The 25,009-nt window shown below is 65.5% G+C and carries 24 protein-coding genes; 11 read left to right on the top strand and 13 right to left on the bottom strand.

Features of this window, described 5'->3' with window-relative positions:
• Nucleotides 1-8: 8 nt before the first annotated feature.
• Together BUR94_RS11120 and BUR94_RS11115 are read right to left on the bottom strand one after the other, a co-directional pair.
• On the bottom strand, nt 9-1,892 hold the full coding sequence (locus tag BUR94_RS11120; RefSeq protein WP_074256300.1) for a cation:proton antiporter domain-containing protein: 1,884 nt from the start codon (nt 1,890-1,892) through the stop codon (nt 9-11).
• A gap of 130 nt (nt 1,893-2,022) precedes the next feature.
• Nucleotides 2,023-2,481 (bottom strand): Lrp/AsnC family transcriptional regulator, encoded by a 459-nt coding sequence (locus BUR94_RS11115; protein ID WP_074256299.1) that lies wholly within the window; start codon nt 2,479-2,481, stop codon nt 2,023-2,025.
• Nucleotides 2,482-2,610: 129 nt separating this feature from the next.
• On the opposite strand from BUR94_RS11115, the gene hppD reads away from it, so the two are divergent.
• Nucleotides 2,611-3,714, top strand: a complete 1,104-nt coding sequence (hppD, locus tag BUR94_RS11110; protein WP_074256298.1) for a 4-hydroxyphenylpyruvate dioxygenase — start codon at nt 2,611-2,613, stop codon at nt 3,712-3,714.
• A 91-nt stretch (nt 3,715-3,805) separates the two neighbouring features.
• Here hppD and kdsA read toward each other — a convergent pair whose 3' ends face one another.
• The 4 genes from kdsA to BUR94_RS11090 all read right to left on the bottom strand — a co-directional run bounded on the left by kdsA (nt 3,806) and on the right by BUR94_RS11090 (nt 10,194).
• Nucleotides 3,806-4,624, bottom strand: a complete 819-nt coding sequence (gene kdsA, locus BUR94_RS11105) for a 3-deoxy-8-phosphooctulonate synthase (RefSeq protein WP_074256297.1) — start codon at nt 4,622-4,624, stop codon at nt 3,806-3,808.
• 125 nt (nt 4,625-4,749) lie between these two features.
• Nucleotides 4,750-7,935 carry a hypothetical protein gene (locus BUR94_RS11100; protein WP_074256296.1) on the bottom strand — a complete coding sequence of 1,062 codons (3,186 nt, stop codon included), beginning with the start codon at nt 7,933-7,935 and terminating at the stop codon, nt 4,750-4,752.
• A gap of 240 nt (nt 7,936-8,175) precedes the next feature.
• On the bottom strand, nt 8,176-9,456 hold the full coding sequence (locus BUR94_RS11095) for an O-acetylhomoserine aminocarboxypropyltransferase/cysteine synthase family protein (RefSeq protein ID WP_074256295.1): 1,281 nt from the start codon (nt 9,454-9,456) through the stop codon (nt 8,176-8,178).
• Nucleotides 9,457-9,693: 237 nt separating this feature from the next.
• Nucleotides 9,694-10,194, bottom strand: coding sequence for a DUF2239 family protein (locus BUR94_RS11090; RefSeq protein WP_074256294.1), 501 nt, complete (start codon nt 10,192-10,194; stop codon nt 9,694-9,696).
• Between the two features lie 60 nt (nt 10,195-10,254).
• Here BUR94_RS11090 and BUR94_RS11085 point away from each other — a divergent pair, with 60 nt between their 5' ends.
• The gene (locus BUR94_RS11085) at nt 10,255-10,572 is read left to right on the top strand and encodes a GIY-YIG nuclease family protein (RefSeq protein ID WP_074256293.1); all 318 of its coding nucleotides are present in this window, start codon (nt 10,255-10,257) and stop codon (nt 10,570-10,572) included.
• A gap of 24 nt (nt 10,573-10,596) precedes the next feature.
• On the opposite strand, the gene BUR94_RS11080 is transcribed toward BUR94_RS11085, so the two are convergent.
• Nucleotides 10,597-11,601, bottom strand: coding sequence for a hypothetical protein (locus BUR94_RS11080; protein ID WP_074256292.1), 1,005 nt, complete (start codon nt 11,599-11,601; stop codon nt 10,597-10,599).
• A gap of 69 nt (nt 11,602-11,670) precedes the next feature.
• Here BUR94_RS11080 and BUR94_RS11075 point away from each other — a divergent pair, with 69 nt between their 5' ends.
• Genes BUR94_RS11075 through BUR94_RS11060 form a run of 4 tightly spaced genes read left to right on the top strand, consistent with a single transcriptional unit; the run spans nt 11,671 to nt 15,487 of the window.
• The gene (locus BUR94_RS11075; protein WP_074256291.1) at nt 11,671-12,090 is read left to right on the top strand and encodes a hypothetical protein; all 420 of its coding nucleotides are present in this window, start codon (nt 11,671-11,673) and stop codon (nt 12,088-12,090) included.
• A 54-nt stretch (nt 12,091-12,144) separates the two neighbouring features.
• Nucleotides 12,145-12,588, top strand: coding sequence for a lactoylglutathione lyase (gene gloA / locus BUR94_RS11070; RefSeq protein WP_074256290.1), 444 nt, complete (start codon nt 12,145-12,147; stop codon nt 12,586-12,588).
• A complete protein-coding gene (locus tag BUR94_RS11065) occupies nt 12,585-14,117 on the top strand; it encodes a cryptochrome/photolyase family protein (RefSeq protein WP_074256289.1) in 1,533 nt (510 codons plus the stop codon). Before gloA ends, BUR94_RS11065 begins: the two co-directional genes overlap by 4 nt.
• Nucleotides 14,114-15,487, top strand: coding sequence for a coniferyl aldehyde dehydrogenase (locus tag BUR94_RS11060; protein ID WP_074256288.1), 1,374 nt, complete (start codon nt 14,114-14,116; stop codon nt 15,485-15,487). Before BUR94_RS11065 ends, BUR94_RS11060 begins: the two co-directional genes overlap by 4 nt.
• Nucleotides 15,488-15,636: 149 nt before the next feature.
• On the opposite strand, the gene BUR94_RS11055 is transcribed toward BUR94_RS11060, so the two are convergent.
• From BUR94_RS11055 to BUR94_RS11030, 6 genes are all read right to left on the bottom strand, one after another.
• The gene (locus BUR94_RS11055) at nt 15,637-16,485 is read right to left on the bottom strand and encodes a class III extradiol dioxygenase family protein (protein WP_074256287.1); all 849 of its coding nucleotides are present in this window, start codon (nt 16,483-16,485) and stop codon (nt 15,637-15,639) included.
• 11 nt (nt 16,486-16,496) lie between these two features.
• On the bottom strand, nt 16,497-16,853 hold the full coding sequence (locus BUR94_RS11050; protein WP_074256286.1) for a protocatechuate 4,5-dioxygenase subunit alpha: 357 nt from the start codon (nt 16,851-16,853) through the stop codon (nt 16,497-16,499).
• A gap of 24 nt (nt 16,854-16,877) precedes the next feature.
• The gene (locus tag BUR94_RS11045) at nt 16,878-17,765 is read right to left on the bottom strand and encodes an amidohydrolase family protein (RefSeq protein ID WP_245794438.1); all 888 of its coding nucleotides are present in this window, start codon (nt 17,763-17,765) and stop codon (nt 16,878-16,880) included.
• Nucleotides 17,762-18,802, bottom strand: a complete 1,041-nt coding sequence (locus BUR94_RS11040; protein WP_074257689.1) for a 4-oxalomesaconate tautomerase — start codon at nt 18,800-18,802, stop codon at nt 17,762-17,764. The genes BUR94_RS11045 and BUR94_RS11040 overlap by 4 nt, the downstream gene beginning before the upstream one ends.
• A 125-nt stretch (nt 18,803-18,927) precedes the next feature.
• Nucleotides 18,928-19,620, bottom strand: coding sequence for a 4-carboxy-4-hydroxy-2-oxoadipate aldolase/oxaloacetate decarboxylase (gene ligK, locus BUR94_RS11035; RefSeq protein ID WP_074256285.1), 693 nt, complete (start codon nt 19,618-19,620; stop codon nt 18,928-18,930).
• Entirely contained in the window at nt 19,617-20,354 is a 738-nt protein-coding gene (locus BUR94_RS11030) for a PIG-L deacetylase family protein (protein ID WP_074256284.1), read from the bottom strand. Before BUR94_RS11030 ends, ligK begins: the two co-directional genes overlap by 4 nt.
• Nucleotides 20,355-20,508: 154 nt before the next feature.
• On the opposite strand from BUR94_RS11030, the gene BUR94_RS11025 reads away from it, so the two are divergent.
• The 5 genes from BUR94_RS11025 (at nt 20,509) to BUR94_RS11005 (ending at nt 24,973) form a co-directional block, all read left to right on the top strand.
• Entirely contained in the window at nt 20,509-21,744 is a 1,236-nt protein-coding gene (locus BUR94_RS11025; RefSeq protein WP_074256283.1) for a LysR family transcriptional regulator, read from the top strand.
• Nucleotides 21,745-21,822: 78 nt separating this feature from the next.
• Nucleotides 21,823-22,749 (top strand): NAD(P)-dependent oxidoreductase, encoded by a 927-nt coding sequence (locus BUR94_RS11020; protein ID WP_074256282.1) that lies wholly within the window; start codon nt 21,823-21,825, stop codon nt 22,747-22,749.
• A gap of 10 nt (nt 22,750-22,759) precedes the next feature.
• Nucleotides 22,760-23,155, top strand: coding sequence for a protocatechuate 4,5-dioxygenase subunit alpha (gene ligA, locus BUR94_RS11015; RefSeq protein WP_074256281.1), 396 nt, complete (start codon nt 22,760-22,762; stop codon nt 23,153-23,155).
• The gene (locus BUR94_RS11010) at nt 23,155-24,006 is read left to right on the top strand and encodes a class III extradiol dioxygenase subunit beta (RefSeq protein WP_074256280.1); all 852 of its coding nucleotides are present in this window, start codon (nt 23,155-23,157) and stop codon (nt 24,004-24,006) included. Before ligA ends, BUR94_RS11010 begins: the two co-directional genes overlap by 1 nt.
• Before the next feature lie 19 nt (nt 24,007-24,025).
• Nucleotides 24,026-24,973, top strand: coding sequence for a Gfo/Idh/MocA family oxidoreductase (locus tag BUR94_RS11005; RefSeq protein WP_074256279.1), 948 nt, complete (start codon nt 24,026-24,028; stop codon nt 24,971-24,973).
• The last annotated feature ends 36 nt before the right edge of the window (nt 24,974-25,009 follow it).

The following is a 25,009-nucleotide window of genomic DNA, read 5'->3' as shown; positions in this document are numbered from 1 at the left end:
CGGGCGACTCACTCCGCCGCGTTCATGTTCGCACGCGCCCGCTGCTCCTGGATCTCCCGCACCAGGGCGGCTTCCAGGTCGGAGTTCAACTCGCGGGTCCGGTTCACATAGGCCTCGTTCTGACCCAGTGGCACGTCGGGGCGCCACAGCTCTGCCAGCTCTCGCAGGATGTGCCGGTCGTGCTTGTAGAAGCTGCGCTCCACCTCAGCCGCTTCGAACTCGGAAAACTCCATGTTCTCCAGCACGTAGCGACCGGCCCGCAGGCTCGAGTCGAACAACTCGCGCACGATGTCGTTGGCGCCGGCCTGGTAGAGCTCGTAGACGTGCAGCCGATCGTGGGCACGGGCGATGATGTGGATATCGGGCCGCATCTCGCGCACCATCCGCACCAGCTGCACGGCGGTCTTGGGGCTGTCGAGCGCCACAACCAGCACCTTGGCATGGTGGATGCCCGCCGCGTGCAGAAGCTCGGGCCGGGTCGGATCGCCGAAGAACCCCTTGAAGCCGAAGCGGCGCAGAAGGTTGATGGTTTCGAGGTTGTGATCGAGCACGGTGGTCGGTACGCCCGCCGCGCTGACCATCCGGCTCACCACCTGCCCGAAGCGGCCCAGCCCGGCGATGATGACCGGCGCGTTCTCGTCCATCTCGTCGGGCTCCGGCATCTCGCCTTCCTCCGCCATCCGTTCCGAGAGTTTCTCGTAGAGGATGAAGAACAGCGGCGTCAGCATCATGGTCATCGCCACGACCAGCAGCAGGACCTGCGTCATGACCGGTTCGAGCATCTTTTGCCCGGTCATGAAACCGATGAGCACGAAGCCGAACTCACCCGCCTGCGCGAGGCCGAGGGTGAACAGCCATTGGCCCTTGCCGCGCAGTTTGAAGATCCATCCCAGCGCGAAGAGCAGCAGCCCCTTGACCAGCATCACCCCGAGTGTGAGGCCGATGATGGTGAAGATGTGGTTCCAGAACACCGTGAAGTTGATGCCCGCGCCCACGGTGATGAAGAAGAGGCCGAGAAGCAGGCCCTTGAACGGGTTGAGGTCGGCCTCGATCTGGTGGCGGAACTCGGAGTTGGCCAGCATGACGCCACCGAGAAAGGTGCCTAGCGCCGGTGAAAGACCGACGAGGTTCATCAGGAAGGCGATCATCACCACCATCAACAGCGCCGTCGCGGTGTATAGCTCGCGCAGCTTTGCCATGTGGATGAACTTGAACAGTGGCCGCGTCAGGAAGATGCCGGCGAGGACCACCGCAAGCACTGCGCCCAGGGTGACCAGTGCAACGCCCCAGCCCGGGAGCCCTTCGACCAGCGACATGGTGTGATGTTCGTTCTCGCTGCCCACGTGGATCGCGCCGCTGGCATCCAGTTGCGGCACCATCGCCACCGGCAGCAGGGGCAGGACCGCGAGGATCGGGATCACCGCGATATCCTGGGTCAGCAGGACCGAGATGATCGACCTGCCGCCGGGCGACTGCATCAGGCCCTTCTCGCTCAGGGTCTGGAGCACGATGGCGGTGGACGACAGGGCAAATACCATGCCCACGGCCAGCGCGAGGCTCCAGGACAGGCCAAGGGCCATCCCGCAACCGGCGATCACGAGCGACGTTCCGACCACCTGCAGGCCGCCCAGACCGATGAGCCTGTGCCGCATGCCCCAAAGTGCCTTGGGTTCCAGCTCGAGACCGATCAGGAAGAGCATCACCACCACGCCGAACTCGGCGAAGTGCTGCAACTCCTGGGTCTCGCTGCCGACGAGCCCGAGTATTGGCCCGATCACGATGCCCGACAGCAGGTAGCCCAGCACCGAGCCCAATCCGAGGCGTGCCGAGATGGGCACCGCCACCACAGCCGCGCCAAGGTAGATCACCGCCTGGTAAAGGAATCCTTCCATCCGCCCCCGCCCTGAGTTGCCCTTCTACAAGTAGCAAACCCCCGGCGGAATGAAATGCCCGTGCCCGGTTAGAGGCCGCTAAAAAGCGCCCGCGGGCGGCACAAAATCTTTCAACACGTTACAGCCGCCCTCAGAGGGGCAGGGGGCCGTCGGCCTTGAGCTGGGCCATGACGATCTGGCTCTGCACCCGGGCCACGGAACTGTGGGGCAGCAGCACTTCCTGCACCAGCCGGTTGAGGGCCGGAAGATCGTGGCAGTAGATCCGCAGCAGGTAGTCGGCGTCGCCGGTCATGACCCAGGCCCCCACGATCTCGTCGCGCCGGGCAACAAGAGCCGCGAAACTCTGCGCCGCGTCGGGGGCATGGGCTGCCATGTGGACCTGGATCATCGCTTGCACCCCGAGTCCGACGGCGTCGGGGTCAACCCGCGCGCCATATCCCGAGATGAGGCCTGCCGCCTCAAGCCGTTGCCGCCGTCGCCCGGCCTGGCTCGGGCTCAACCCGAGCTTGGCCCCGAGCTGTTCTGCGGTTTGGTTGGCATCGACCTGGAGAAGGCGGAGCAGGGCCGAGTCGATCTGATCCAGTGTCATGCGAAGAATCCGCGGAAAATGTCGGTACGGTGCGTAACATGCGCGATAATGGGTGGATTGACCACAGATAACGCGCGCATCCCTCATTCGTGACGCGCTAAACTGGCCGAAAGCGAACAGGAGATACCCATGGGCCCCTTTCCCCACGACGCCCCCAAGGCGACGATCACCCCCGAGAACCCCGCCGGCACCGACGGCTTCGAATTCGTCGAGTTCGCACACCCTGATCCGGAGCACCTGCGCGAGACCTTCCGCGCCATGGGTTACACCCATGTCGCCACCCACAAGACCAAGCGCATCGAGCTCTGGCAGCAGGGGGATATCTCCTACCTGCTGAACGACGAGCCAGGCACCCACGGCCGCGACTTTGTCGAAGAGCACGGCCCCTGCGCCCCGTCGATGGGCTGGCGCGTTGTCGATGCGCAGCACGCCTTTGACCACGCGGTGAAAAATGGCGCCGAGCCCTACGAAGGGCCGGGCAAGAGCATGGATGTGCCCGCGATCCGGGGCATCGGTGGCTCGCTGATCTACTTCATCGAGGATTATTACGACACCAGCGCCTACAACGCGGAGTTCGACTGGCACGAGAGCGCCCACCCCCAGGGCGTGGGCTTCTACTACCTCGACCACCTCACCCATAACGTCTTCAAGGGCAACATGGACAAGTGGTTTCAGTTCTACGGCAAGCTCTTCAATTTCCGCGAGATCCGCTTCTTCGACATCGAGGGCAAGTTCACGGGCCTGTTCTCCCGCGCGCTGACCTCGCCCTGCGGGCGCATCCGCATCCCGATCAACGAGGACCGGGGCGAGACCGGGCAGATCGTGGCCTACCTGAAAAAGTACAACGGCGAGGGCATCCAGCACATCGCCGTGGGCGCGCGCGACATTTACGAGGCGACCGATGCGATCGCCGAGATGGGTGTCAAGTTCATGCCCGGCCCGCCCGAGAGCTATTACAAGATGTCCAGGGATCGGGTTGTCGGCCACGAAGAGCCGCTGGACCGGATGATGAAGCACGGCATCCTGATCGACGGCGAGGGCGTGGTGGACGGCGGCGAAACCCGGATCCTGCTTCAGATCTTCTCCAAGACGGTGATCGGCCCGATTTTCTTCGAGTTCATCCAGCGCAAGGGGGATGACGGCTTCGGCGAGGGCAACTTCAAGGCGCTCTTCGAGTCCATCGAGCAGGAGCAGATCGACAGCGGTGAGTTGAAGCCGGGCGACGCGGCCTGACGGGGTGGGGGCTCTTCAGGACCTCCGGTCCACCCTCGCCCCGGGCGGGCGCCGCGAAGACGCCTCGCGGGGCGGATGAGCGGCCTCCGCGTCAGCCCTTCGTGATCGCGTCCAGGGCCTTCAGGCGGTCCAGTACCGCCGGCAGGTCTTGCAATTTCAGCATGTTCGGGCCGTCCGAGGGCGCGTTGTCGGGGTCTTCATGGACCTCCATGAAGACCGCCGCGCAGCCCACCGCCATCGCCGCCGCTGCCAGCACCGGCACGTATTCGCGCTTGCCGCCCGTGGAGCCGCCAAGCCCGCCCGGCTGCTGCACCGAGTGGGTCGCGTCGAACACAACCGGGTAGCCCGTCTCGGCCATGATCGGCAGGCTGCGGAAGTCGCTCACCAGCGTGTTGTAGCCAAAGCTGGTGCCCCGCTCACAGAGCATGATCCGATCGTTGCCGGTGCTCGCAATTTTCTCGGCGACATTCGCCATGTCCCATGGCGCAAGAAACTGGCCCTTCTTCACGTTGATCGCCCGGCCGGTCTCTCCGGCGGCGAGCAGCAGGTCGGTCTGGCGGCACAGGAAGGCGGGGATCTGGAGGATGTCGACAACCTCGCCCGCGCGCTGCGCCTGCTCAACGTCGTGCACATCGGTCACCACCGGGCAGCCGAACTCCTCGCGCACCGTGGCCAATATCTCCAGCCCCTGCTCGATGCCGAGGCCACGCTTGCCCGAAAGCGATGTGCGGTTGGCCTTGTCGTAGCTGGCCTTGAAGATGAAGGGGATGCCCCGTTCGGTTGCCGCGCGGCCGATCTGCTCGGCCAACATCCTGGCATGATCGAGAGACTCCAACTGGCAGGGCCCCGCGAGCAGTGCGAAGGGCCGGTCGTTTGCAATCGACACGCCGTTCACGTCTACCGTTTTCATGCCGCTCTCCTGTTCCGGGTCGCGGCCACAGGAACACCGGACGACCGGAGATGTCAAACCGCCAGAGGCGCGGTGTCGGCCGGGGCAAGGAGGGGCGGCGCGGGGTTGCAGTGGGGCAGGGCCGATCAGCCCTGGGGCATCGACAGGGTGATGTTCTTGCCGCGCTTCACGTAGCGCAGATCATGCTCGCCGATGACGGCCACCTTGCCGCCATCGAGACGATCCCCGGCCTTGACCTTGATAAGCCGGCCCGAAGGCAGGCGCACGAGGGCGCGGCGTTGCGAGGGTGACCCGAAGACCCCGATCAGGTTGATGTCGCGCAGCTTTAGCGCGTTGCGCTCGGTCGCGGCCTTTGCCACCGAGGCGCTGGACGGCACGGACGGCGCGACCTTCTGGTTGCGGGGCAGGACAACGGCTGCGGTTGCGGTCTCTTCCTCGCCCGCATCGGACTCGGTGTCGTTGCTCGCACTGGCCGTGGAGCGGGCTGCGGCTGCAGCTGCGGCGCGCGCCTGCGCCTCGGCCTCTGCTTCGGCCTGCTTGCGGGCCGAGGCGACCTTGCCATCAAAGCCGCGGGGCCGTGCAGCGGGGGTGCGGGAAGACGCGACGGCGAGACGCGAGGCGCTCTGGAGTTCGGCCTCGGCGCGGGCGGCGGCCTCTGCAGCGGCGCGCTGCTCATCCTCGGCAAGATCGGCGGATTCAGCCTCGCTGGAGACGACTGCGGCCTCGATGGCTGCCTGACGTGCGGCCTCGGCCTGATCCTGAAGGGACTGCGGACGCTGGCGCGGCCTCAGGCCGGCCATTTCGGCCCGGGTGCGACCTCCCAGTTGCGTCTTCTCGTTTTCCTCGACGAGCCCTGCCGGACGGGATCGCGGGCGCACACCGGCCAGCGTGCTGTCGGCTTCAGCGTTTGCCTCCGGGTCGGCTTCAGTCTCGGCAGCGACTTCCGGGGCCGTTGCGGCGCGCGGACGTGGCACCACGGGGGGGCGCCCGGCATAGAGCGTTATCCCGTCGGCGGTTACAACGCCTTCTTCGGTGGGACGGATCGACCCATCGGCATCGAACTCGAACTCCTGGCCGGGCGGCATCGGGCTTGCCTGGCGATCCGGCGCGACATCGCTGCCGCCCCCGGTTTCGGCGCGAGGCAGGGCCACCGCGTCGTGGGGGGTGACGCCAGGGTCGATGGAGGCGATGTAGATATCGTCGGTGCTGTCCTCCACGGGCAGCGCGGCGGGTTCCGGGGCCTGCTGCCAGATCCCGCTCTCGGCATAGGCGGCCTGGGCCTCTGCCGGTGTCAGGCGCTCGGCCGGATTGGCCTCGGGTTCGGGCTCCATGTCGGCCAGTTCGTCGGCATCGGCGGGCTCGGCATCGGCGTCGATCTCGGGGAGGGGCGGGTTTTCGAGCATCGGCTCGGAAATGCGGGCCTCTTCCTCGGGAAGGGCCGAGAACGGATCGTCCGCCAGGCTGGCCACCTGCGCGTCGCCGGACATTGCCGGGTCGGCCTCGGTTGGCGCCTGCAGCGCGTCGGCCAGCGCCGCGTCGCCGCCCGGCTCGGTCGTTGCCCCGCTGGTGCCGGTTTCGGAAAAGGTGATGGACCGGGTCAGGGCACCGTCGCCTCCCAGAAGCGGCACCGCGCTGGCGACGCTCTGCTCTGCCAGCACGGGCGAGTCCTGCGTTGCGGTCTCGTCGCTGGCGAGAAACAGTTTGGACCACAGGCCCAGGACCCCGAGGAAAAGCAGGAGGCCCAGGGTCAGGCCGATGGGAAAGCCCTTCTTCGCAGCCGTCTTTGCCTTGCCGCGTGCTCCGAAAATGGTGAAATCGCCCGCCGTTGCCTCCTGTGACACGCGTGCGGGCAGGTCCTCCGGCGCGGGGCGAGGCAGGGGGGCGGAGATGATCTCGGGTGTCAGTGCGGGTTTGGTCCCGGCACGGCGCAGACCGGGCACCTTGGTCCGGAAGGAGGAGAGCGCGGCGGTGCTGCGCGGGTTGTCGGACTGCGGGGCGATCTCGGGGTCGATCGCGGCAGGCGCGGGCTTGGCGGATTTCGGCGCTGGCGTGCTCTGCGCGGGCGCAGCCGTCGCCAGCTCGGGGGCGGTTGTTTCGGCAGGGCGGTCCTTGGCGATCCGCGTCGCGGGAGACGGGGGCGTTTCCTTGCGCTGTGCGCCGCCGAGTTTGCGCGCCGGGGCCGGTGCGGAAAGGTCCGTCGCAGCTCCGAGGCGGGGCGCATTGCCCGCGGCCGCAGTGGTCCGGATCGAGCTGAAAGCCGGCATCGACGCAGCTTCTGGCTGGTCTTCGGTTTCGTCCGGGGCGGCCGCCTCCACGGCGTCATCCTCGGCAGGTTCGGGCGCCATGGCCTGCGTATCTGCGAGGTCGGACGAAACGTTGGCCGGGGGCGCGCCGGGCTCTGGGGCTTGCGCCGTGTCGGGAGCTCCCGGCGTTTCATCTTCCGCAGAGGGCAGATTTTCGGCCTGGATAACCTCTGCCTCTGCCTCCTCCTCCGGGCTCGTGGCAACCTCAGTTGTCAGGTCTTCCGGTGCCGCGTCAGCGGGGCCGTCGACTGGCATTGCCTCGGCGACGATCTCGGAAGCGGCGTCTGCGCCGGGGGCCTCCGCCTGGCTCTCCGGCGCGGGAGCTGCCCCGGGGGCCTCATCTTGTGCGGCAGCCTGGGTCTCTGCCTCAGAGGCCTCTTGCCGATCTTCGTTGACCTCGGCTTCAGCGCCCGGCCGGAGTGCAGGCTCGTCCGCTTCCGGCTGAGCCGGAGCGGCCAGCGGTGCGTCATCCGCCGGTTCCCAATCGCCCACGATGTCGATCGGCTCTGCCTCGGCCAGCATCGTCTGGCCTGCGCCCGGGCCGCGATCGACCGGGCCGAAGAATGGCTCGCGGAGGAAGGCGCCGCGCGGCGGCACCGCAACATAGCCCACGGGGCCGAAGCCATGCTCGGAGGCGAAAGCGCGTGCTTCCTCCAGCGTCTCGCGGGCGACCACGGCGATCTGCAGGGTCTCGCCATCGGATTCCCAGTCGAACACGAGCTCGGACACGTCGTAGGGCGTTGCCCCGACGAGCGCTGCACGCACCCGCACCTCATCAGCCAGCGCGTCCTTTCCGCTGGCGGGGCAGCTTGTGTAAAGGATCTGGCTGTTCGGGATCACCAGCTTGCTGCGCAGCCTGTCGCCGGCCTTTTCGCGCAGCGCGGCGAGATCGTCGATCAGCCTGTCTGCATCCAGCGCGACCGCTCCCACGCGCCGCCATCCGTCATCTGCGCGCCGCAGCAGCGTGATACCGTCATGGCTGAGGTCGAGGGCAAATTCAGGCGTCATCCAGAGCGGTTCCGGCAAATGGTGGCAGGTACCGGAGTACCCGCATGAAACTGCCCTAGTCTATACAGGCTTAACGTCAGGTTTTCAATTTTTCGCAATCCCCCGGGCTACGCCTCAAGCGGGGCTCGAACCCCCTTGTTCGGAAACGAAAAATCCGGCCCGCGAAGGGGCCGGATTGCAAGGACTTGAGGGCTGACAATGTCGTGAAACTGCAAGCCCTGTGCGAGCGGAAAACCGCCGTCAGCCGTGGGCTTTTGCGAGCGCCTGGTCGAGATCGGCGATGAGGTCTTCGGCGTCTTCCAGACCGACGGAGATGCGGACCACGTTCGGTGCAGCACCCGCCGCTGCCTGCTGCTCGGGCGTCAGCTGACGGTGCGTGGTCGACGCCGAGTGGATCACAAGGCTGCGGGTGTCGCCGAGGTTGGCCACGTGGGAAAACAGCTCGAGGCTGTCCACGAAGGTCACGCAGGCCTCGTAGCCGCCCTTGAGCGCGATGGTGAAGAGCGCGCCGGCCCCCTTGGGGCACACGGTCTTGACCCGGCTCGCGTAGGGCGAAGAGGGCAGGCCGGCATAGGTGACGGCCTCCACATGCGGATTGGTCTCGAGCCACGTGGCCAGCTTGACCGCGTTGGCCACGTGCCGCTCCATGCGCAGGCTCAGGGTCTCGATCCCCATCAGCGTGTAATGGGCCGCCTGCGGGTTCATCGTCATGCCCAGATCACGCAGCCCGACGGCAATGGAATGGAAGGTGAAGGCCAGCGGCCCGAAGGTCTCGGCGAACTTGAGGCCGTGGTAGGCCGGCTCCGGCTCCGACATCGAGGGGAACTTGCCCGAGGCCGCCCAGTCGAACTTGCCCGAGTCGACAATCGCGCCGCCGGTCACGGTACCGTTGCCGGTGAGATACTTGGTGGTCGAATGGACCACCAGGGTGGCGCCAAGTTCGATGGGACGGCAGAGGTAGGGGGTGGCGGAGGTGTTGTCGACGATCAGGGGCAGTCCGGCCTTGTCGGCCACGCCGGCGATGGCGGGCAGGTCGGTGATGTAGCCGCCCGGGTTGGCGACGCTCTCGCAGAACACCGCCCGCGTGTCGTCGTCGATGGCTGCCTCGACCGCCGCCAGATCGTCGAAATCGACAAACTTGGCCGACCAGCCGAAGCGCTTGATGGTCTGGCTGAACTGGGTCACCGTGCCGCCGTAAAGCCGAGTGGACACGACCACATTGCGCCCCGGCGCCATCAGCGGGAAGAGCGCCATGATCTGCGCGGCATGGCCGGAGGAGCAGCAGACGGCCCCTGCGCCACCTTCCAGCGTGGCGATACGCTCCTGCAGCACCGCGACCGTGGGGTTGGTCAGCCGCGAGTAGATGTAGCCCACTTCCTGGAGGTTGAAGAGCGCGGCGGCGTGGTCGGCGTCGCGGAACACATAGGCGGTGGTCTGGTAGATCGGGGTCTGCCGCGCGCCGGTTGCCGGGTCGGGCCGCGCGCCGGCGTGGATCTGGAGCGTGTCGAAACCGTAGGTCATGTAAAACTCTCCCTGGGAGCTGTTGTCGGCGGCGACACTAGGCCAGCCGTCCGGCAGCGGCAATCCGGACCGCGTGAAATCGCTGCATGAAGATCATGCGGCGCCCCACATCGGCACCGGGAACCGGACCTGCAGAGGCCGGTTGTCTCGATCATCTCACCGCCACGTTCCCGCGCCGCATCGCGTGGTCAAAGAGCCCAGGGCTTGCCCGCCCGCTGAGCGGAGGGGCGAGGGGCATCACCCCGGTTCTGCCAGCCTGACGGCGTGGGCGCGAATGTCTCGTGGCCAGTGCGCCACGGCATCTGCGAACCCCTTGCCTGCGTAGAGCGCACGCATCGCCTCCTCGAAGCCGGGCAGGTCGCCCGCGATCGCGTTGCAGAACCTGAAGGCCGCATCGCGCCGGGCGCCGGTATCCGGGGCCTTCATCGCGGTGTCGATCAGCCGTCGGATGGTCGCAGAGGCGCCACCCCGTTGTCGGGCGAGCCAGTCCCAGTGGCGCGGCAACAGGGTGATCTCCTTGGCCCGAACGCCGAGCTTGGGCCGGCCACGCCCTCGCGGAACTGCCGGCATCTGGCGGCCCGTGAGGTCCAGATCGGTTTCCTGCCCGGTCAGGTCGCTGAACACCAAGAGCGGCGCGCCGGGCCGGTATCCGGCCGCGATCAGTCTTTCGGTCAGTTCGGCGCGGCTTCCGGCGGCAACCCGTCGCGAGCCCTCGAATGCGGTGAATGTCTCTTCCATGGCAATCTATTTACACCCGGGTAAAAATATGTCAATCCGGCCGACGAAAGGATTCGTGCCATGATCGACAAACGCGCCGCCCGGAGCGCCGCCAAGGAGCGCCCTGACCAGTGGGTCATCTATTCTGTCCGCACCGGAGGCGAGGTCTGGGTAGGGGCCACACCCAACCTCTCGGCGGCAGAGAACCGGCTTCGCTTTCAGCTCCGGATGGGGAGTTGCATCGTTCCCCGGCTGCAGGCCGCCCATGATGGCGCGCTGCAGGTCGAGCGGCTGGAGGCCCTGCCGGCCGACCTTGGCCCGCTGGCGCGGCAGGAGCGGGTCAAGAGCACACGGGCGGTCTGGGCCGAGCGGCTGGGCGCGGTCGAGATGAGGCGATGAAGGCAGCGCGCCCCGCTGTCGCGGTCACCTCATCCAGAGGTTCTCGCGCTTCAGGGCATTGCGGATCGCCTGCTCCTTCCGGGGCAGCCGCGCCCGATCGAAGAGCGCCCGTGCCTTCTCGCCCTTCTTCTGGAAGATCAGCCGCTTGAACGGCTCATATTCCTTCAGCACCTTTTTCACCCGATTGGGCGCGGTCACTTCGGCCAGCGCCTCCACCACCCGGTCGTGTTCGCGGGCATAGAGCAGCGACATGAGCCTCCAGTGGCAGGTCACATCGCCATCGAGCCCGTCGAGGTCGGGCCCCGGCCGGCCTCCGCCAAAGGAGTGGATGACCAGCGGCAATGCCACCTGGTCGAGCCAGGGGTCGAGTTCCTGACAGGCCAGCGCATCCGGCGGGTCGTCCCGGATCGCACGGGCGTATTCCTCGAACCTCTCGCCGAAGCTCGGCCCGCATGAACCGAAGAACCAGCCTGCATTGAAGTAGAGATAGCGCCGCCAATACTCGTCGGGCTGGCTCGTATCGAGGCTGCTCTCGAAGTCGAGGCCGAACTTGTCGTAGAGGCTCTTCCAGATGCCCGCGTAGCCCGGTCCGTACAGCGGCACCTCGGGCCAGGTGCCCTCGCGCCGCATCGACGCCGACGGGCGATTGAAGTCGAAGGGCAGGGCAGAGAGCTTGCCGGTCACCAGCGTGTCGCTGTCGAAGAACACGAAAGGCTCGCCCTTGGGCAGTTCCCTCAGGGCCTCGATCTTGTTGCCGTGCGGATAGCTCTCCCCGAAGTGCCGGCTCTCGAAGGGCAGCAGCTCGGCTCCCAGTTCATCGAACAGCTTGCGCACCGGGCCCGAGTCGACCCTCGGGTCCTTGCTCCACCTTGGACCGGGCTGGGGCTCTGCCACGAACAGGCGGCCCTTGAAGCCCTCGTCGAAGTGCCGCAGCGAAGCCGCGAAGAGCGCCGCCTCATACTGCAGCCTGCCGCCCTGGGCGACCACGACGATGTTGAAAGGCTTTGATTTCCTGGGTTTCGCGGCCATACTGCTCCAGACCCCGCATTTTCGGGGCCACCATAGCAAAAGACCATTTATCGAAAAGGGAAAACCCCAATGACTTTCCGCCATATTGCCGGCGCAGCCCTGCTCGCCGCCGCTCCTCTCGCAGCCCCTGCCGAAAACTTCACGACAGCCGCCGAGGTTCGCCCGATCCTCGAGTCGATCAAGGACAAGTGGATCGCAATCCGCGTCGAGGGCGATGAGGACTATGTGTTCTTCACGCCCATCGTCTCTTGGCGTTGCGGCGTTCAGGCGGTGCAGTTCGGCTTCAATGACGAACCGCCCACACGTGCGCTCGAGATGCCCAAGTGCCACACCGAGTTCTCCAATCCCAACGTGATGGTGGATGGGGACCCGACCCCGCTGGTCACCGCCCCGGCTAGGTCGGTTGAAACGGTGACCATTCGGATGATGTATGACGATGGCGCGCTCTCGGAGTCGGTCATCCCCCGCAAACAGGTGCTGATCCCCTAGCCGTTTCCTGCGCGCGCCCTATCATCCTGCCCCAATGCAAACGGAGGGGCACAGATGCGCTACGTACACACCATGGTTCGGATCACCGATGTCGACGAAAGCCTCGACTTCTGGGTCAACAAGTTCGGGCTCGAGGAAATTCGCAGGGTCGACAATGAGGCCGGCAAGTTCACCCTCATCTTCCTCGCCGCGCCGAAGGACAAGGCCAGCGCCGAGGCCAACCGCGCCCCGGAACTGGAGCTGACCTACAACTGGGGCAGCGACGAGACGTACAAGACCGGCCGCGCCTGGGGCCACCTCGCCTACCGGGTCGACGACATCTACGCGACCTGCCAGAAGCTGATGGACAAGGGCGTCACCATCAACCGCCCCCCGCGCGATGGCCGCATGGCCTTCGTCAAGTCGCCCGACAACATCTCGGTCGAACTGATCCAGGAGGGCGACGCGCTGCCAAAGCAGGAGCCCTGGGCCTCGATGGAAAACACCGGCGACTGGTGAGCGCGCCCCGTCTCGTCCTCGTCCTGGGCGACCAGCTCACCCCCTCCGTCGCCGCCCTTCAGGCGGCGGAGAAGGGCCGCGACGTGGTGGTGATGGCCGAGGTGGCGGCCGAGGCCGACTACGTCCGCCACCATCCCAAGAAGATCGCCCTGATCTTCGCCGCCATGCGCAAGTTCGCCGCGCGGCTGGAGGAGGACGGCTGGCAGGTCGCCTACACCCGTCTGGATGACGACGAGAACGCGGGCTCGATCCCCGGCGAGCTGCTCCGCCGGGCAGAAGAGCATGGCGCGCGCGAGGTGCTGGCCACCCGCCCGGGCGAGTGGCGGCTGATAGAGGCGCTGGAGACCTGCCCGCTCGACGTCTCCCTGCTCGAAGACACCCGCTTCATCGCCACCCACGCCGAGTTCGAGCGCTGGGCCGAGGGCCGCAAGGCGCTGCGGATGGAGTATTTCTACCGCGAGATGCGCCGCAAGACCGGCCTCCTTATGGAGGGCGACAAGCCCGCGGGCGGAAAGTGGAACTACGACCACGACAATCGCAAACCCGCCGCGGATGACCTCTTTCTACCCAAGCCGCTCTGGTTCGAGCCCGATGAGACCACGGAAAACGCGCTCGCGCTGGTCGAGGCCCGCTTTTCCGGCAACTTCGGCAGGCTCCACCCCTTCGGCTTTGCCACGACTGCCGATCAGGCCGAACAGGTGCTCGACCACTTCATCGAAAACGCGCTGGAGAACTTCGGCACCTACCAGGACGCCATGCTGCAAGACCGGCGCTTTCTCTACCACGCGCTCATCTCGGCCTACCTCAACATAGGTCTGCTTGATCCGCTCGCCGTGTGCCGGCGGGTCGAGGAGGCCTGGAAGGCGGGCAAGGCCCCGATCAACGCCGCCGAGGGCTTCATCCGCCAGATCCTCGGCTGGCGCGAGTACGTTCGTGGTATCTACTTTCACGAAGGCCCGGACTACCCGCGCCGCAATGCGTTGAACCACCAGCGTAGCCTGCCCGCGCTCTATTGGGGGGCGGAAACACGGATGAACTGCCTCGCGCAAGCCGTCCGCCAGACCCGCGAAGAGGCCTATGCTCACCACATTCAGCGGCTGATGGTCACCGGCAACTTCGCCCTCATAGCGCAGGTGAACCCGGCCGAGGTGCACCAATGGTACCTCGAGGTCTATATCGACGCCTTCGAATGGGTCGAGGCACCAAATACCGTGGGCATGAGCCAATTCGCCGACGGTGGCATCATCGCGTCGAAGCCCTATGTCTCTTCCGGAAACTACATCGACAAGATGTCCGACTACTGTGGCACCTGCCACTACTCGGTGCGCCAGAAGACGGGGCAGGGGGCCTGCCCCTTCAACCTGCTCTACTGGCATTTCCTGGTGCGACATCGCGACCGGTTTGAAGGCAACCCGCGCACGGCCCAGATGTACAGGACGTGGGACAGGATGGATGACGCCAGGCGCGAGACCGTGCTGAACGAGGCCGAGACCTTCCTCGACCGAATGAGCAAAGGCGAAACCATATGACCGACCTGCACCAGATCCTCGACACCCAGCGCACGGCCTTCCTCGCCTCCCCGCCGCCGGAGCTGGCCGAGCGCCGCGCGCAGCTTTCCCGCCTCGCCAAGGCGGTAAAGGCCAAGGCCGACCTGCTGGCGAGGGCCGCAAACGAGGACTTCGGCCGCCGCGCGGCGGATGAGACCAAGCTGCTCGACCTCGTGCCAACGATCAACGCCATCGACTACCTCGATCGCAACCTCCGCCGCTTCATGGCGCCCGAGCGCCGCAGCACGCACTTTGCCCTCTGGCCCGGCAAGTCGCGTGTTCACTACCAGCCCAAGGGCGTGGTCGGCATCATCTCGCCCTGGAACTATCCCTACCTGCTGGCCCTTGCCCCGCTGGCCACGGCACTCGCGGCGGGCAACCGGGTGATGCTGAAACCGTCCGAATTCACTCCCGCCTCCTCGGCCGCCATGCGGGAGCTGCTCGAGGAGCTCTTCCGCCCCGAGCAGGTGGCCGTGGTCGAAGGCGGGCCCGAGCTGGGTGCGGAGTTTTCGAGCCTGCCGTTCGACCACCTTTTCTTCACCGGCGGCACCGAAGTGGGCCGCAAGGTGATGCAGGCCGCCGCGGCCAATCTCACGCCGGTCACGCTGGAGCTGGGCGGCAAGAGCCCCGCGATCGTCACGGACCAAGCGGTCATGGAAGCGGCAACCGCCTCCATTGCTTTTGGCAAACTGGTGAACGGCGGGCAAACCTGCATCGCACCGGATTACGCGCTGGTCCCTCGCTCAAGGCTAGATGCCTTCTGCGAGAGCATGAAGGTGCAGGCTCACAAGCTCTACCCGTCCGGCACGGCGGATGAGAACTTTACCCTCCCGATCCACGATCGCCACGCCGACAGGCTGGCCAAACTCGCCGACGAGGCCGTGGCTCAGGGCGCACGCCGCCTGCCGTTGCTGGAGGGCGAGAAAGCGCCTGCGATGTTGCTTGACGTGACGGATGACATGCACGTCATGCAGGAAGAGATCTTCGGCCCCCTCCTGCCCGTCGTCCCATATGACAGTCTCGAAGAGGCCATCGCCTATATCAACGCCCGCCCGCGCCCGCTGGCGCTCTATCATTTCGGCCCCGATGACGAGGCCCGCGAGGCCGTGCTCACCCGCACCACCTCGGGCGGGGTCACCGTGAACGACACGATCCTGCACGTCGCGGTGGATGATCTGCCCTTCGGCGGTGTCGGCCCCTCGGGACTGGGCGCCTACCACGGTCCCGAAGGGTTCAGGTCGATGAGCCACGCCAAGGCTGTCTTCACCCAGCGCAAACCCAACGGCGCTCACCTCATCCGCCCGCCCTACGGCAAGTGGACAAGGCGGATTCTGAAGCATTTTCTCGGTTGAACGTTCGTTCGATCAAGGGGTTGTGCCAGAAAAGGCTTTGGGTCTCCGGCCGGTGTATTCCCGGGAAGAAGATGGACAGTTCGAGCTGACCTGGCCGCGTTCTCGGTCGACGTCCTGTGGCAGGTATCCTCGCCGGAGGCCCAAGGGTCTTATGCCGCGCATTCCAGCAGCAGCGTGCCTGCGGCCGTGTTGGAGATCGGGATGTGGTAGTTCCGGGTGATCTCGGTCACGTCATCGCCGAGCGCCCCGCGCATCATCATCCACATCAAAAACTCGGTGCCCTGCGCCCCCGCCTTCTCCACCAGCTCCATCCGTGAGATCCTGGTCAGCTCCTCGGGGTTGGAGACGATGTTTTCGAGGCAATATTGGTCGAAGTCCTTGTTGATGAAGCCCGCTCGCTGCCCGTCGAGCTGGTGGCTCAGGCCGCCGGTGCCGAGAATGACCACCTTGGCCTCTTCGGGGAAGGACCGCAGTGCCTTGCCCAACGCCTTGCCGAAATCGAGCGCCCGCTTCAGCGTCGGGATCGGGTGTTGAACCGTGTTGGCGCTGATCGGCACCGCGCGGGGCAAGTCGGGGTTGTTGGGCGCGCCCGGCCAGAAGAGCTGCATCGGCACGACGAAGCCATGGTCGACCGCAAGCTCCTGGCAGGAGGTGATGTCGAACTCGTCCTCCACCATGCTCTCGATGATGTGCCAGCTCAGCTCCGGTGCGCCGGGGAAGGGGGCCAGGGAGGGCAGGCCCCAGCCTTCATCCTCGTTGCGGTATTCATGCGCCGCGCCGATGGCGAAGGTGGGCATCCGGTCGAGGAAGAAGCCGAGCCCATGGTCGTTGTAGATGTTTACGACGTAGTCAGGCTTGTGCTGCCTGATCCAGGCGTGAACCTTCGGATAGCCGTCGAAGAAGGGCTTCCAATAGGGGTCGTCCTGCAGGCCCTTGTCGATCGCGTTGCCGACGGCAGGGATGTGAGAGGTGGTGATGCCACCGAGAACCTGTGCCATGTCCGTCTCCCCTATGCCTGACTGGCGAGGAATTGCTTGAACTCCTCTGTCGTGCGGCCGGTCTGAAGGCCGCCCACGTCCTGCACGCTCAGCTTGAAGATTCCGGCGAGCTTGGCGAGATAGTAGATATTTCCGCCTTCCTCGATCATCGCCAGGATGTCATTGTCGCGGATCGCCTGGCGCTGCGCGTCGCGCAGCCCGTATTTCTCCATCCAGCCTTCCGGATCGGCCTTGAACGCCTCGCGGTTCTCGGCCCGGTTGAAGTCGTAGCACATCTTGTTCAGCGCATAGCCCTTCATGGCCATGCGCCCGTCGAACACCGTCGTGCCTGGGATGTCTATGTGGTAGTCGTGGCTGTGACTTTCCATGTTAACGCCTCCTTGCCCATCGGCTCATCTCTCCCAATAGAGCCGCATAGGGTTGTCGATCAGCAGTTTCCGCTGCTGCTCCGGCGTTCGCGCGATTTTCGGAATGTAATCCACCAGCGCCCCGTCGTCGGGCATGTGGGATTTCATGTTGGGGTGCGGCCAGTCGGTGCCCCAGAGCACCCGGTCGGGGAAGCGCTCGACGATGGCCTGGCAGTAGGGGATGACGTCGTCATAGGGCGGGCCCTGAAGCGAGAGCCGCTCCGGGCAGGTGACCTTGCTCCAGATGTTCTCGTTGCGGGCCATGAGATCGATGAACCGCTGGAAATCGGGGTGGTCGACGCCTTTTGACACATCGGGCCGGCCCATGTGGTCAACCACGAGGACGGTGGGCAGGCTCTCGAGGAAAGGCACGAGGTCTTCGAGATCCTGCGCCTCGAAGTAGACGACGATATGCCAGCCCAGTTCCTTGATCCGTTCGGCGATGCCGATGAAGACCTCCTTGGGCGTCGCATCCACAAGGCGCTTGACGAAATTGAACCGCACACCGCGCACACCGGCAGCATCCATCTCGGCCAGGTCCGCGTCGGGCACGTCCGGACCGACGCTGGCGATGCCACGGGCCAGGTCGCCGGCGGTGCGGCAGGCATCCACCATCGCCCGGTTGTCCTTGCCGTGGCAGGTGGCCTGCACGATCACGTTGCGGCTGAAGCCGAGGTAATCCCGCAGTTCGAACAGCTTGTCCTTGCCCGCATTGCAGGGGGTATATTTGCGCTCGGGCGCGAAGGGAAACTCGGGGGAGGGGCCGAAGACATGGCAATGGGCATCGACAGCGCCTTCGGGCAACTTGAAACCCGGCTTCTTCGGGCTCGGGTGAAACACCAGCCAATCCGCGTCCATCACCTGTTCGGTCATGCAAAGATCTCCCCGTCCATCAGTTTGCGCGCCGTCCGCAGGATCGCCGCCTCCGTCACGTCGCCGTCCTCGACAGTGGCCACCACCGTCATCTCGCCGGTCGGATGCTCGACCGACAAATCCCGCTCGCGACCCTCGCCGCGCTGCGCCAGATCATAGGCGGGCGAGCCCTCGATAAGGCAAGCCGTCGCCACCGAGACCGCGCCCAGGACGCCGATCGTCTTGTGGCAGCGGTGAGGGATGAAGGTGCGGGTCGAGATCGCGCCTGCCTTCGGGGCGCTCACCATGGTCATCTTCGGAACGCTTTTCTCTTTCACCTCGCCGAGGTTCATCATCGGTCCGGCCTTCAGGCGGATCGCCTCGAGCCTGGCACGCAAGGCGGCGTTGCTCTCGAGCTCTTCCGGGCTCTCCTCGCCGGTGATCCCCATGTCGGAGGCCCGCATCACCACACAGGGCATGCCATTGTCGATCAGGGTGCATTCGACGCCTTCGATCAGGTCGGCTGCATTGCCGGTTGGCAAGAGCGCGCCACAGCTCGATCCGGCGGTGTCGCGGAAAGCAATAGGCACTGCGGCGGAGGTCCCTGGCACGCCGTCGATCCGCGCTTCGCCCGCATAGCTCACCACGCCGCCGGGCGTGCTCACCCGCGCCACCGCGACCTGGCCGGTGTTTTCCATGTAGATCACCACCGGCGTCTCGCCGTCCCTCGCGGCAACGAGCCCGCGCTCGATGGCAAAGGGGCCGACACCGGCGAGGATGTTGCCGCAGTTCTGGGCATCGGTCACGATGGGCTGGTCCACAAAGACCTGAAGGAAGAGGTAGTCGACATCCACGCCGACGCGTTCGGACTTCTTTACCACCGCTACCTTGGAGGTCAGCGGGTCTGCTCCGCCCATACCGTCGATCTGGCGGACATCCGGCGAGCCCATCGCGCGCAGCAGAAATCCGTCGCGGTCCTCGGGGAGGTCATCTGCGAGAAAGTAGCCACCCTTGGAGGTGCCTCCGCGCATCCACATGCATTTCACGCCATCGGTCATCTGTCCGTCTTTCTGCGCCTTCACGACCTGCGATGCAGGCCCCGTTCCTTGGGGCCGCTGCTTGCGCGAGATGTGCCCCTTCGCCGTGCTGCTACCTTGCCTTTGCACAGCGCAGCAGGAGGCGCTCAAACATATTTCAATCCGGCCTCGGCCAGCCGCTCTCGCATCTTGTAGATGTCGAGACCCAGTTCGCCGGCCTCGAACCGCGCCCGCTTGGCGGCCTCGTTGGCCTCCCGAGCGCGCGCTTTCTCCAGCACATCGGCGGCCTCTTCGCGGCGGACGACCACCACGCCGTCATCGTCGGCGACCAGCACGTCACCTGGGTTGACCAGCGCATCGGCGCAGACCACGGGCACGTTCACCGACCCCAGCGTCTCCTTGATCGTGCCTTGCGCGAAGACGGCCTTGGACCAGACCGGAAAGCCCATCTCCGTGAGATCCCTGATGTCCCTCACGCCGGCGTCGATCACCAGGCCGCGGCAGCCGCGGGCCTGGGCCGAGGTGGCCAGCAGATCGCCGAAGTAGCCCGCGTTGGACGGGGTGATGGTGCCCAGGCAGAGGATGTCGCCTTCCTGGATCTGCTCGATCGCCACGTGGATCATCCAGTTGTCGCAAGGCGGGGCGAGAATGGTCACGGCCGACCCGGCAATCCGCGCGCCGGAATAGATGGGCCGCATGTGCGCGGCCAGCAGGCCCTTGCGCCCCTGCGCCTCATGCACCGTGGCGACGCCACATTCGGCAAGCCCGTCAATGACCTGAGGATCGGCGCGCTCGATGTTCTGGACAACGACGCCCGTGGTGCCCGGCTGCAAGGTCATTCCAGTTCATCCACCGTGCGCGGAAAGATCGACTGGAACCCTTCGGCATATCGGCAATCGCGGCCGCCCGACTGGCCACCGGAGTTGCGGCGGAAGTGGTTGCCCCGGTTCTCGGCCACATTCTCGTAGAAGTGCCACAGGTGCTCCTGACCCTGCATGCACTGGATCGCGGCCCATTTCTTGTCCCACACCGGGGTGATGTCGAGAAACACGTTGGGGCGCCACTCCATCTGCTCGGTCTGATGCGGCTCGAAGAGGTAGAGCTGCGGCGCGCCCAGCACCTTCTGGCCGGGGTTGTGGCCCCAGGCCTGCGCCACCATCCGGGCCTCGAGGGCGAAGTCGGTGGTGCGCATGTGGTCGGTGTTGTAGGGGTCCCATTTCGAATGAGAGAACATGAACTTGGGCTGCACTTCGCGGATGATGTCGACCATCTGCTCGAGCGTTTCGCGGCCCAGGTCCAGCGGATAGTCACCCCGGTCGAGGAAGCGGATGTCGTTGACCCCGAGTGCTGCTGCGGCGTTTTCGGCCTCCTCGCGCCGGGCGGCCTTGACCTTCTCCAGCGTCATGCCTTCCTGCTTCCAGAGCTTGGCGCTTTCGCCGCGCTCGCCGAAGCTCAGGCAAACCACCGTCACCTCGTAACCCTTGGACTGGTGCAGGGCGATAGCCCCGCCGGCGCGCCAGACGAAATCGGCCGAGTGGGCGCTGATGACCAGCGCTGTCTTGCTGTTGCTCATGGGGTCATGTCCTCCTGCGACGGTCCCGTCACGTCCCGTACTGCCTGCGTTCTAGGCGGCGCGTGCCCGGTCTGGAAATTCCAACGTTGGCTTCCATCATCAATTTTTGCTATAGCTGATCGCGGATGTCGATCACAGGCCGGTTCTTCCTCTCATGGATTTCTTCAACACCCGTCACCTCCAGGCCGTGGTAGAGACGGCGCGCCTGCGTCGCGTTGCGATGGCGGCAGACGTGGTGCACCTCAGTCAGCCCGCCGTCACGCATGCCATTGCAAAAATTGAAAAAACCCTTGGTGCCAAGCTGTTCGACCGACGGCCGGACGGCATGTATTGCACGCCTGCCGGTGAACTCTTTCGCATCAGGGCGGAGCGCGTGATCGGGCTGTTGCGCGAGGGAGCCGCCGAGGCTATCCGGCGCGCGAGCCGCGATGAGAAATCCGGTAATGGGGGCGCCAGCCAGCGGGACTTTCATGGCGCCCTGACGCCGGTTCACCTGCGCACCCTGCTGGCCATGGCGAGCGCCGGAAACTACTCGCAGGCGGCCCGGGCGCTCGGGGTGTCGCAACCATCGGTGCATCGTGCGGCGAAAGACCTGCAGCGCCTGGCGGGCATCCGGTTCTTCGAGTCCGGGCGGCGCGGCGTGGCGCTGACCTTGCCCGGCGAATTGCTGGCGCGCCAGGTGCGCCTCGCCTCGGCAGAGCTTCAGCAGGCTGTCTACGAGATTGCCGAGGCGCAGGGGCGGGAGGCCACCCGCATCACTGTTGGCGCGATGCCCCTCGTGCGAACCTCGATCTTGCCGAGGGCGATAGACGACGTCCTGAATGCCTCGCCCGGCGCGCCGCAGGTGCGGACCGTGGAGGGCCCCTATCCGGATCTCCTGCGGGCGCTTCGCTTTGGGGAGCTGGATTTCATGATCGGGGCGATGCGCCAGCCCGCACCGGCGGATGACGTGGTGCAGGAGCCGCTGTTCGACGATGCCTTGTCGGTGGTGGTGAGCCGGTCGCATCCGCTGGCCAGCCGGCAGGAAACCAGCCTGGAGGACACGCTCCAATTCCCCTGGATCGCGCCGCCCAGGGAAACTCCCGCCGGGAGCTACCTGTTTGAAACCCTGAAGATCCCGAGCCTTCCCGGCACGCCGGTCAAGATCGTCTCCTCCTCGCTCGTTCTCGTGCGTGGACTGATGATGCGTGGAAACTACATCACGATCATGTCCCGACGGCAGATCCAGCTGGAGGAGGATCTCGGGGTTCTCACCGTTCTACCGGTGCCGCTGGAGAACAACGAGCGCAGCATCGGTCTGACCTTCCGCAAAGGTTGGCGTCCAACCCCCGCGCAGGATCGGCTGATGACCCGACTTCGCGAAATCGGCGCAGAGCTATCGAATAAATGAATGACGCGGCCTGCGTTTCGATTTTTCACCGCGGGGGTTGTTTGATAGGGAGCGTTCAGTCACGAGGAGGTGGCTCAAATGCCTGACAACAAACACCTTTCAAATGGACCGCAGATCGTGCTTCTGGGCTTCGGTGAGGCGGGTCAGGCCTTTGCAAGCGGTTGGAAAGGCGCCGGAATCGCTGTTCAGATTGCAGCCTTCGACATCAAAACAAATTCCCCTTCGACGGCGGAAGGCAAGTGGTCGGACTATGCCGCGGCAGGGGTGACGGGCGTCGATACGCTGGACGAAGTGGCGGCGCAGGGGAGCCTCGTCTTCTCTCTCGTCACTGCCGATCAGGCGGAAGTCGCCGCCGAAGCGGCCGCCTCGTCACTCGGCCCGGGCGCCTGGTTCTTCGATTGCAATTCGTGCTCGCCCGGCGCCAAGCGTCGCAACGCGCAGCGCCTCGAGGGCAGGGGGATCAACTACATCGACACCGCTGTCATGGCGCCCGTTCACCCGGCGTTGCACCGGACACCGCTGTTGCTGTCCGGGCCGCGCGCGGGTGAAGCGCGTGACGCGCTGCACGCACTCGATATGAAGGCCGCCATTGCGGGAGGCGAGGTTGGTCGTGCCAGCGCCACCAAGATGATCCGGTCGATCATGGTGAAGGGAATCGAGGCGCTCACCCTGGAGTGCATCCTTGCAGGCCGGCGGGCCGGCGTGGACGAGGCCGTTCTGGCGTCACTCGATGCGTCCATGCCCGGCTGGAACTGGCCCCAGCGCGCCGCCTACAACCTGGAGCGTGCCACCACGCACGGCATCCGCCGTGCCGCCGAGATGCGCGAAGTGGAGCGCACGCTGGATGAACTGGGATTGCCCGCTCACATGTCGCAGGCCATCGTGGAATGGCAGGCGCTGGCGGGCTCCTTGAGACTGGACCTGAACGAGGCCGACGCGGATTTTGCCGCCCGGGCCGACCTTATGAATGATGCACTGTCCGGCGCCGCCCGTGCGGCCGAATAGGGAGGACAAAATGCGAGACGAGAAAGACTATGACGACATCCCCGGAACGTTTGTCTTTGACGCGGACAGGTCGCGGGAGGGGTATCACCTCAACCAGTTCTGCATCTCGTTGCGGACACAGAAGGCGCGGGAGGCCTTCAAATCCGATCCTGAAGCGTATCTCGACCGCTTCGCCATGACCGAGGACCAGAAGCAGGCGGTGCGCGACCGTGCCTGGAACCGTCTGCTCGAGTTGGGCGGCAACATCTACTACACCAGCAAGCTCGCGGCCTTCGACGGGATCACCTTTCAGGATCTTGCTGCAATGATGACCGGCGTCAGCCGCGACGAGTATCGCGACATGATGCTGCACGGCGGACGCCCCATCGAGGGGAACCGCTCGAAATCTGAATGGGAGAAGAAATAATGGCGCGGATCACCGCAGGCGTGGCATGCAGCCACGTGCCCGCCATCGGCGTGGCAATGGACACCGGCATCACCGAGCAGCCCTACTGGAAGCCGCTCTTCGACGGGTTCATCAAGAGCCGAGAGTGGATGAAGGCGAACAAGCCCGATGTCATCTTTCTCGTCTACAACGATCACTGCACGGCCTTCGATGCCTCCTGCATTCCGACCTTCGCCCTTGGGTGCGCGGCCGAGTTCCAGCCCGCCGACGAGGGCTGGGGGCCGCGCCCGGTGCCGGTGGTGAAGGGTCACCAGAAGCTCGCGTCGCATATCGCCCAGAGCGTCATCCTCGACGAGTTCGATCTGACGATCATGAACGAGATGGAAGTGGACCACGGGTTGACCGTGCCTCTCTCGGTGATGTTCGGGGAGCACGGCACCGATGACGAGTGGCCCTGCCTGGTGATCCCGCTCGCGGTGAACGTGGTGCAATACCCTGCGCCGACGGGACGTCGCTGCTACAATCTCGGCAAGGCCATCCGCCGGGCGATCGACAGCTACCCCGAAGACCTGAACGTGATGATCTTCGGCACGGGCGGCATGAGCCACCAGCTTCAGGCCGAGCGGGCCGGGCTCATCAACCCGGAGTGGGACAACCGCTTTCTCGATTACATGGCCAACGACCCGGAGGCAGCGGCCAGCATCACCCATCTGGAGTACCTGCGCGAGACCGGATCGGAGGGGATCGAGATGGTGATGTGGCTCGTCATGCGTGGGGCACTCGACGAGAAGGTGACCGAGGTACACCGACATTACCACGTGCCCGCCTCCAACACGGCCGTCGGCCACATCATCCTGGAAAATCACGCTTGAATCAGCGGAAGGAAAGACAATGCGCGTATGTGTGGCGGGGGCCTACGGGGCCTTCGGGATCAAGCATCTTGATGCCTTGGCAGCAATCGACGACGTCGAGGTGACATCGGTCATGGGGCCGACGAAGGCAAAGATCGAGGCCCTGGCCGCCGAGCGGGGCATCGGCCATGCGGCGACCTCGCTGGAAGAATGCATCGCCCGCGATGACGTGGATGCGGTGATCCTCGCGACGCCGACGCAGCTGCACGCCGACCAGGGCGTGGCCTGCATGGAGGCCGGCAAGCACGTGCTCATCGAGATTCCGATGGCGGACACGCTCGAAGACAGCCGCCGACTCGTGGAAAAGCAGAAAGAGACCGGCGTGGTTGCCATGGCCGGGCAGGTGCGGCGCTTCAACCCGAGCCACCAGTGGATCCACAACAAGATCGTGGCGGGCGAACTGAAGATTCAGCAGATGGATGTGCAGACCTACTTCTTCCGCCGGTCCAACATGAACGCGAAGGGCGAACCCCGGAGCTGGACCGACCATCTGCTCTGGCACCACGCCTGCCACACGGTCGACCTGTTTCAGTACCAGACTGGCGAGACCTGCTCCGAGGCCTTCGGCCTGCAAGGCCCGCACCACCCTGAGCTCGGCATCGCCATGGACATGAGCATCGGCATGAAGGTGCCCTCCGGCGCGATCTGCACGCTGTCGCTGTCGTTCAACAACGACGGGCCGCTCGGCACCTTCTTCCGCTACATCTGCGATAACGGCACCTACATCGCCCGCTATGACGACCTCTTCGACGGCAATGAAAACCCGATCGACCTCAGCGGTGTGGCTGTGTCGAACAACGGTATCGAGCTGATCGACCGTGAGTTCTTTGCCGCAATTCGAGAGGGTCGCACCCCCAACGGGTCCGTGGCCGAAACGCTGGCAGCGATGGAAACGCTCGACAGGATTGAGAAGAGTTTCGCCAGCTGATCAATGGCACGGGCTCGCCGCGCGACGTGACGAGCC

The organism is Vannielia litorea (assembly GCF_900142295.1).
GTDB lineage: Bacteria > Pseudomonadota > Alphaproteobacteria > Rhodobacterales > Rhodobacteraceae > Vannielia > Vannielia litorea.
The sequence above is the reverse complement of the archived record's forward strand: the minus strand, read 5'-3'. Positions and strand labels throughout refer to the sequence as shown.

Excerpts from the sequence above, each read along its gene's own strand:
- BUR94_RS11120 (WP_074256300.1), bottom strand. The coding sequence starts at position 1,892 with ATGGAAGGATTCCTTTACCAGGCGGTGATCTACCTTGGCGCGGCTGTG.
- BUR94_RS11115 (WP_074256299.1), bottom strand. The coding sequence starts at position 2,481 with ATGACACTGGATCAGATCGACTCGGCCCTGCTCCGCCTTCTCCAGGTC.
- hppD (WP_074256298.1), top strand. The coding sequence starts at position 2,611 with ATGGGCCCCTTTCCCCACGACGCCCCCAAGGCGACGATCACCCCCGAG.
- kdsA (WP_074256297.1), bottom strand. The coding sequence starts at position 4,624 with ATGAAAACGGTAGACGTGAACGGCGTGTCGATTGCAAACGACCGGCCC.
- BUR94_RS11100 (WP_074256296.1), bottom strand. The coding sequence starts at position 7,935 with ATGACGCCTGAATTTGCCCTCGACCTCAGCCATGACGGTATCACGCTG.
- BUR94_RS11095 (WP_074256295.1), bottom strand. The coding sequence starts at position 9,456 with ATGACCTACGGTTTCGACACGCTCCAGATCCACGCCGGCGCGCGGCCC.
- BUR94_RS11090 (WP_074256294.1), bottom strand. The coding sequence starts at position 10,194 with ATGGAAGAGACATTCACCGCATTCGAGGGCTCGCGACGGGTTGCCGCC.
- BUR94_RS11085 (WP_074256293.1), top strand. The coding sequence starts at position 10,255 with ATGATCGACAAACGCGCCGCCCGGAGCGCCGCCAAGGAGCGCCCTGAC.
- BUR94_RS11080 (WP_074256292.1), bottom strand. The coding sequence starts at position 11,601 with ATGGCCGCGAAACCCAGGAAATCAAAGCCTTTCAACATCGTCGTGGTC.
- BUR94_RS11075 (WP_074256291.1), top strand. The coding sequence starts at position 11,671 with ATGACTTTCCGCCATATTGCCGGCGCAGCCCTGCTCGCCGCCGCTCCT.
- gloA (WP_074256290.1), top strand. The coding sequence starts at position 12,145 with ATGCGCTACGTACACACCATGGTTCGGATCACCGATGTCGACGAAAGC.
- BUR94_RS11060 (WP_074256288.1), top strand. The coding sequence starts at position 14,114 with ATGACCGACCTGCACCAGATCCTCGACACCCAGCGCACGGCCTTCCTC.
- BUR94_RS11055 (WP_074256287.1), bottom strand. The coding sequence starts at position 16,485 with ATGGCACAGGTTCTCGGTGGCATCACCACCTCTCACATCCCTGCCGTC.
- BUR94_RS11050 (WP_074256286.1), bottom strand. The coding sequence starts at position 16,853 with ATGGAAAGTCACAGCCACGACTACCACATAGACATCCCAGGCACGACG.
- BUR94_RS11045 (WP_245794438.1), bottom strand. The coding sequence starts at position 17,765 with ATGACCGAACAGGTGATGGACGCGGATTGGCTGGTGTTTCACCCGAGC.
- BUR94_RS11040 (WP_074257689.1), bottom strand. The coding sequence starts at position 18,802 with ATGACCGATGGCGTGAAATGCATGTGGATGCGCGGAGGCACCTCCAAG.
- ligK (WP_074256285.1), bottom strand. The coding sequence starts at position 19,620 with ATGACCTTGCAGCCGGGCACCACGGGCGTCGTTGTCCAGAACATCGAG.
- BUR94_RS11030 (WP_074256284.1), bottom strand. The coding sequence starts at position 20,354 with ATGAGCAACAGCAAGACAGCGCTGGTCATCAGCGCCCACTCGGCCGAT.
- BUR94_RS11025 (WP_074256283.1), top strand. The coding sequence starts at position 20,509 with ATGGATTTCTTCAACACCCGTCACCTCCAGGCCGTGGTAGAGACGGCG.
- BUR94_RS11020 (WP_074256282.1), top strand. The coding sequence starts at position 21,823 with ATGCCTGACAACAAACACCTTTCAAATGGACCGCAGATCGTGCTTCTG.
- ligA (WP_074256281.1), top strand. The coding sequence starts at position 22,760 with ATGCGAGACGAGAAAGACTATGACGACATCCCCGGAACGTTTGTCTTT.
- BUR94_RS11010 (WP_074256280.1), top strand. The coding sequence starts at position 23,155 with ATGGCGCGGATCACCGCAGGCGTGGCATGCAGCCACGTGCCCGCCATC.
- BUR94_RS11005 (WP_074256279.1), top strand. The coding sequence starts at position 24,026 with ATGCGCGTATGTGTGGCGGGGGCCTACGGGGCCTTCGGGATCAAGCAT.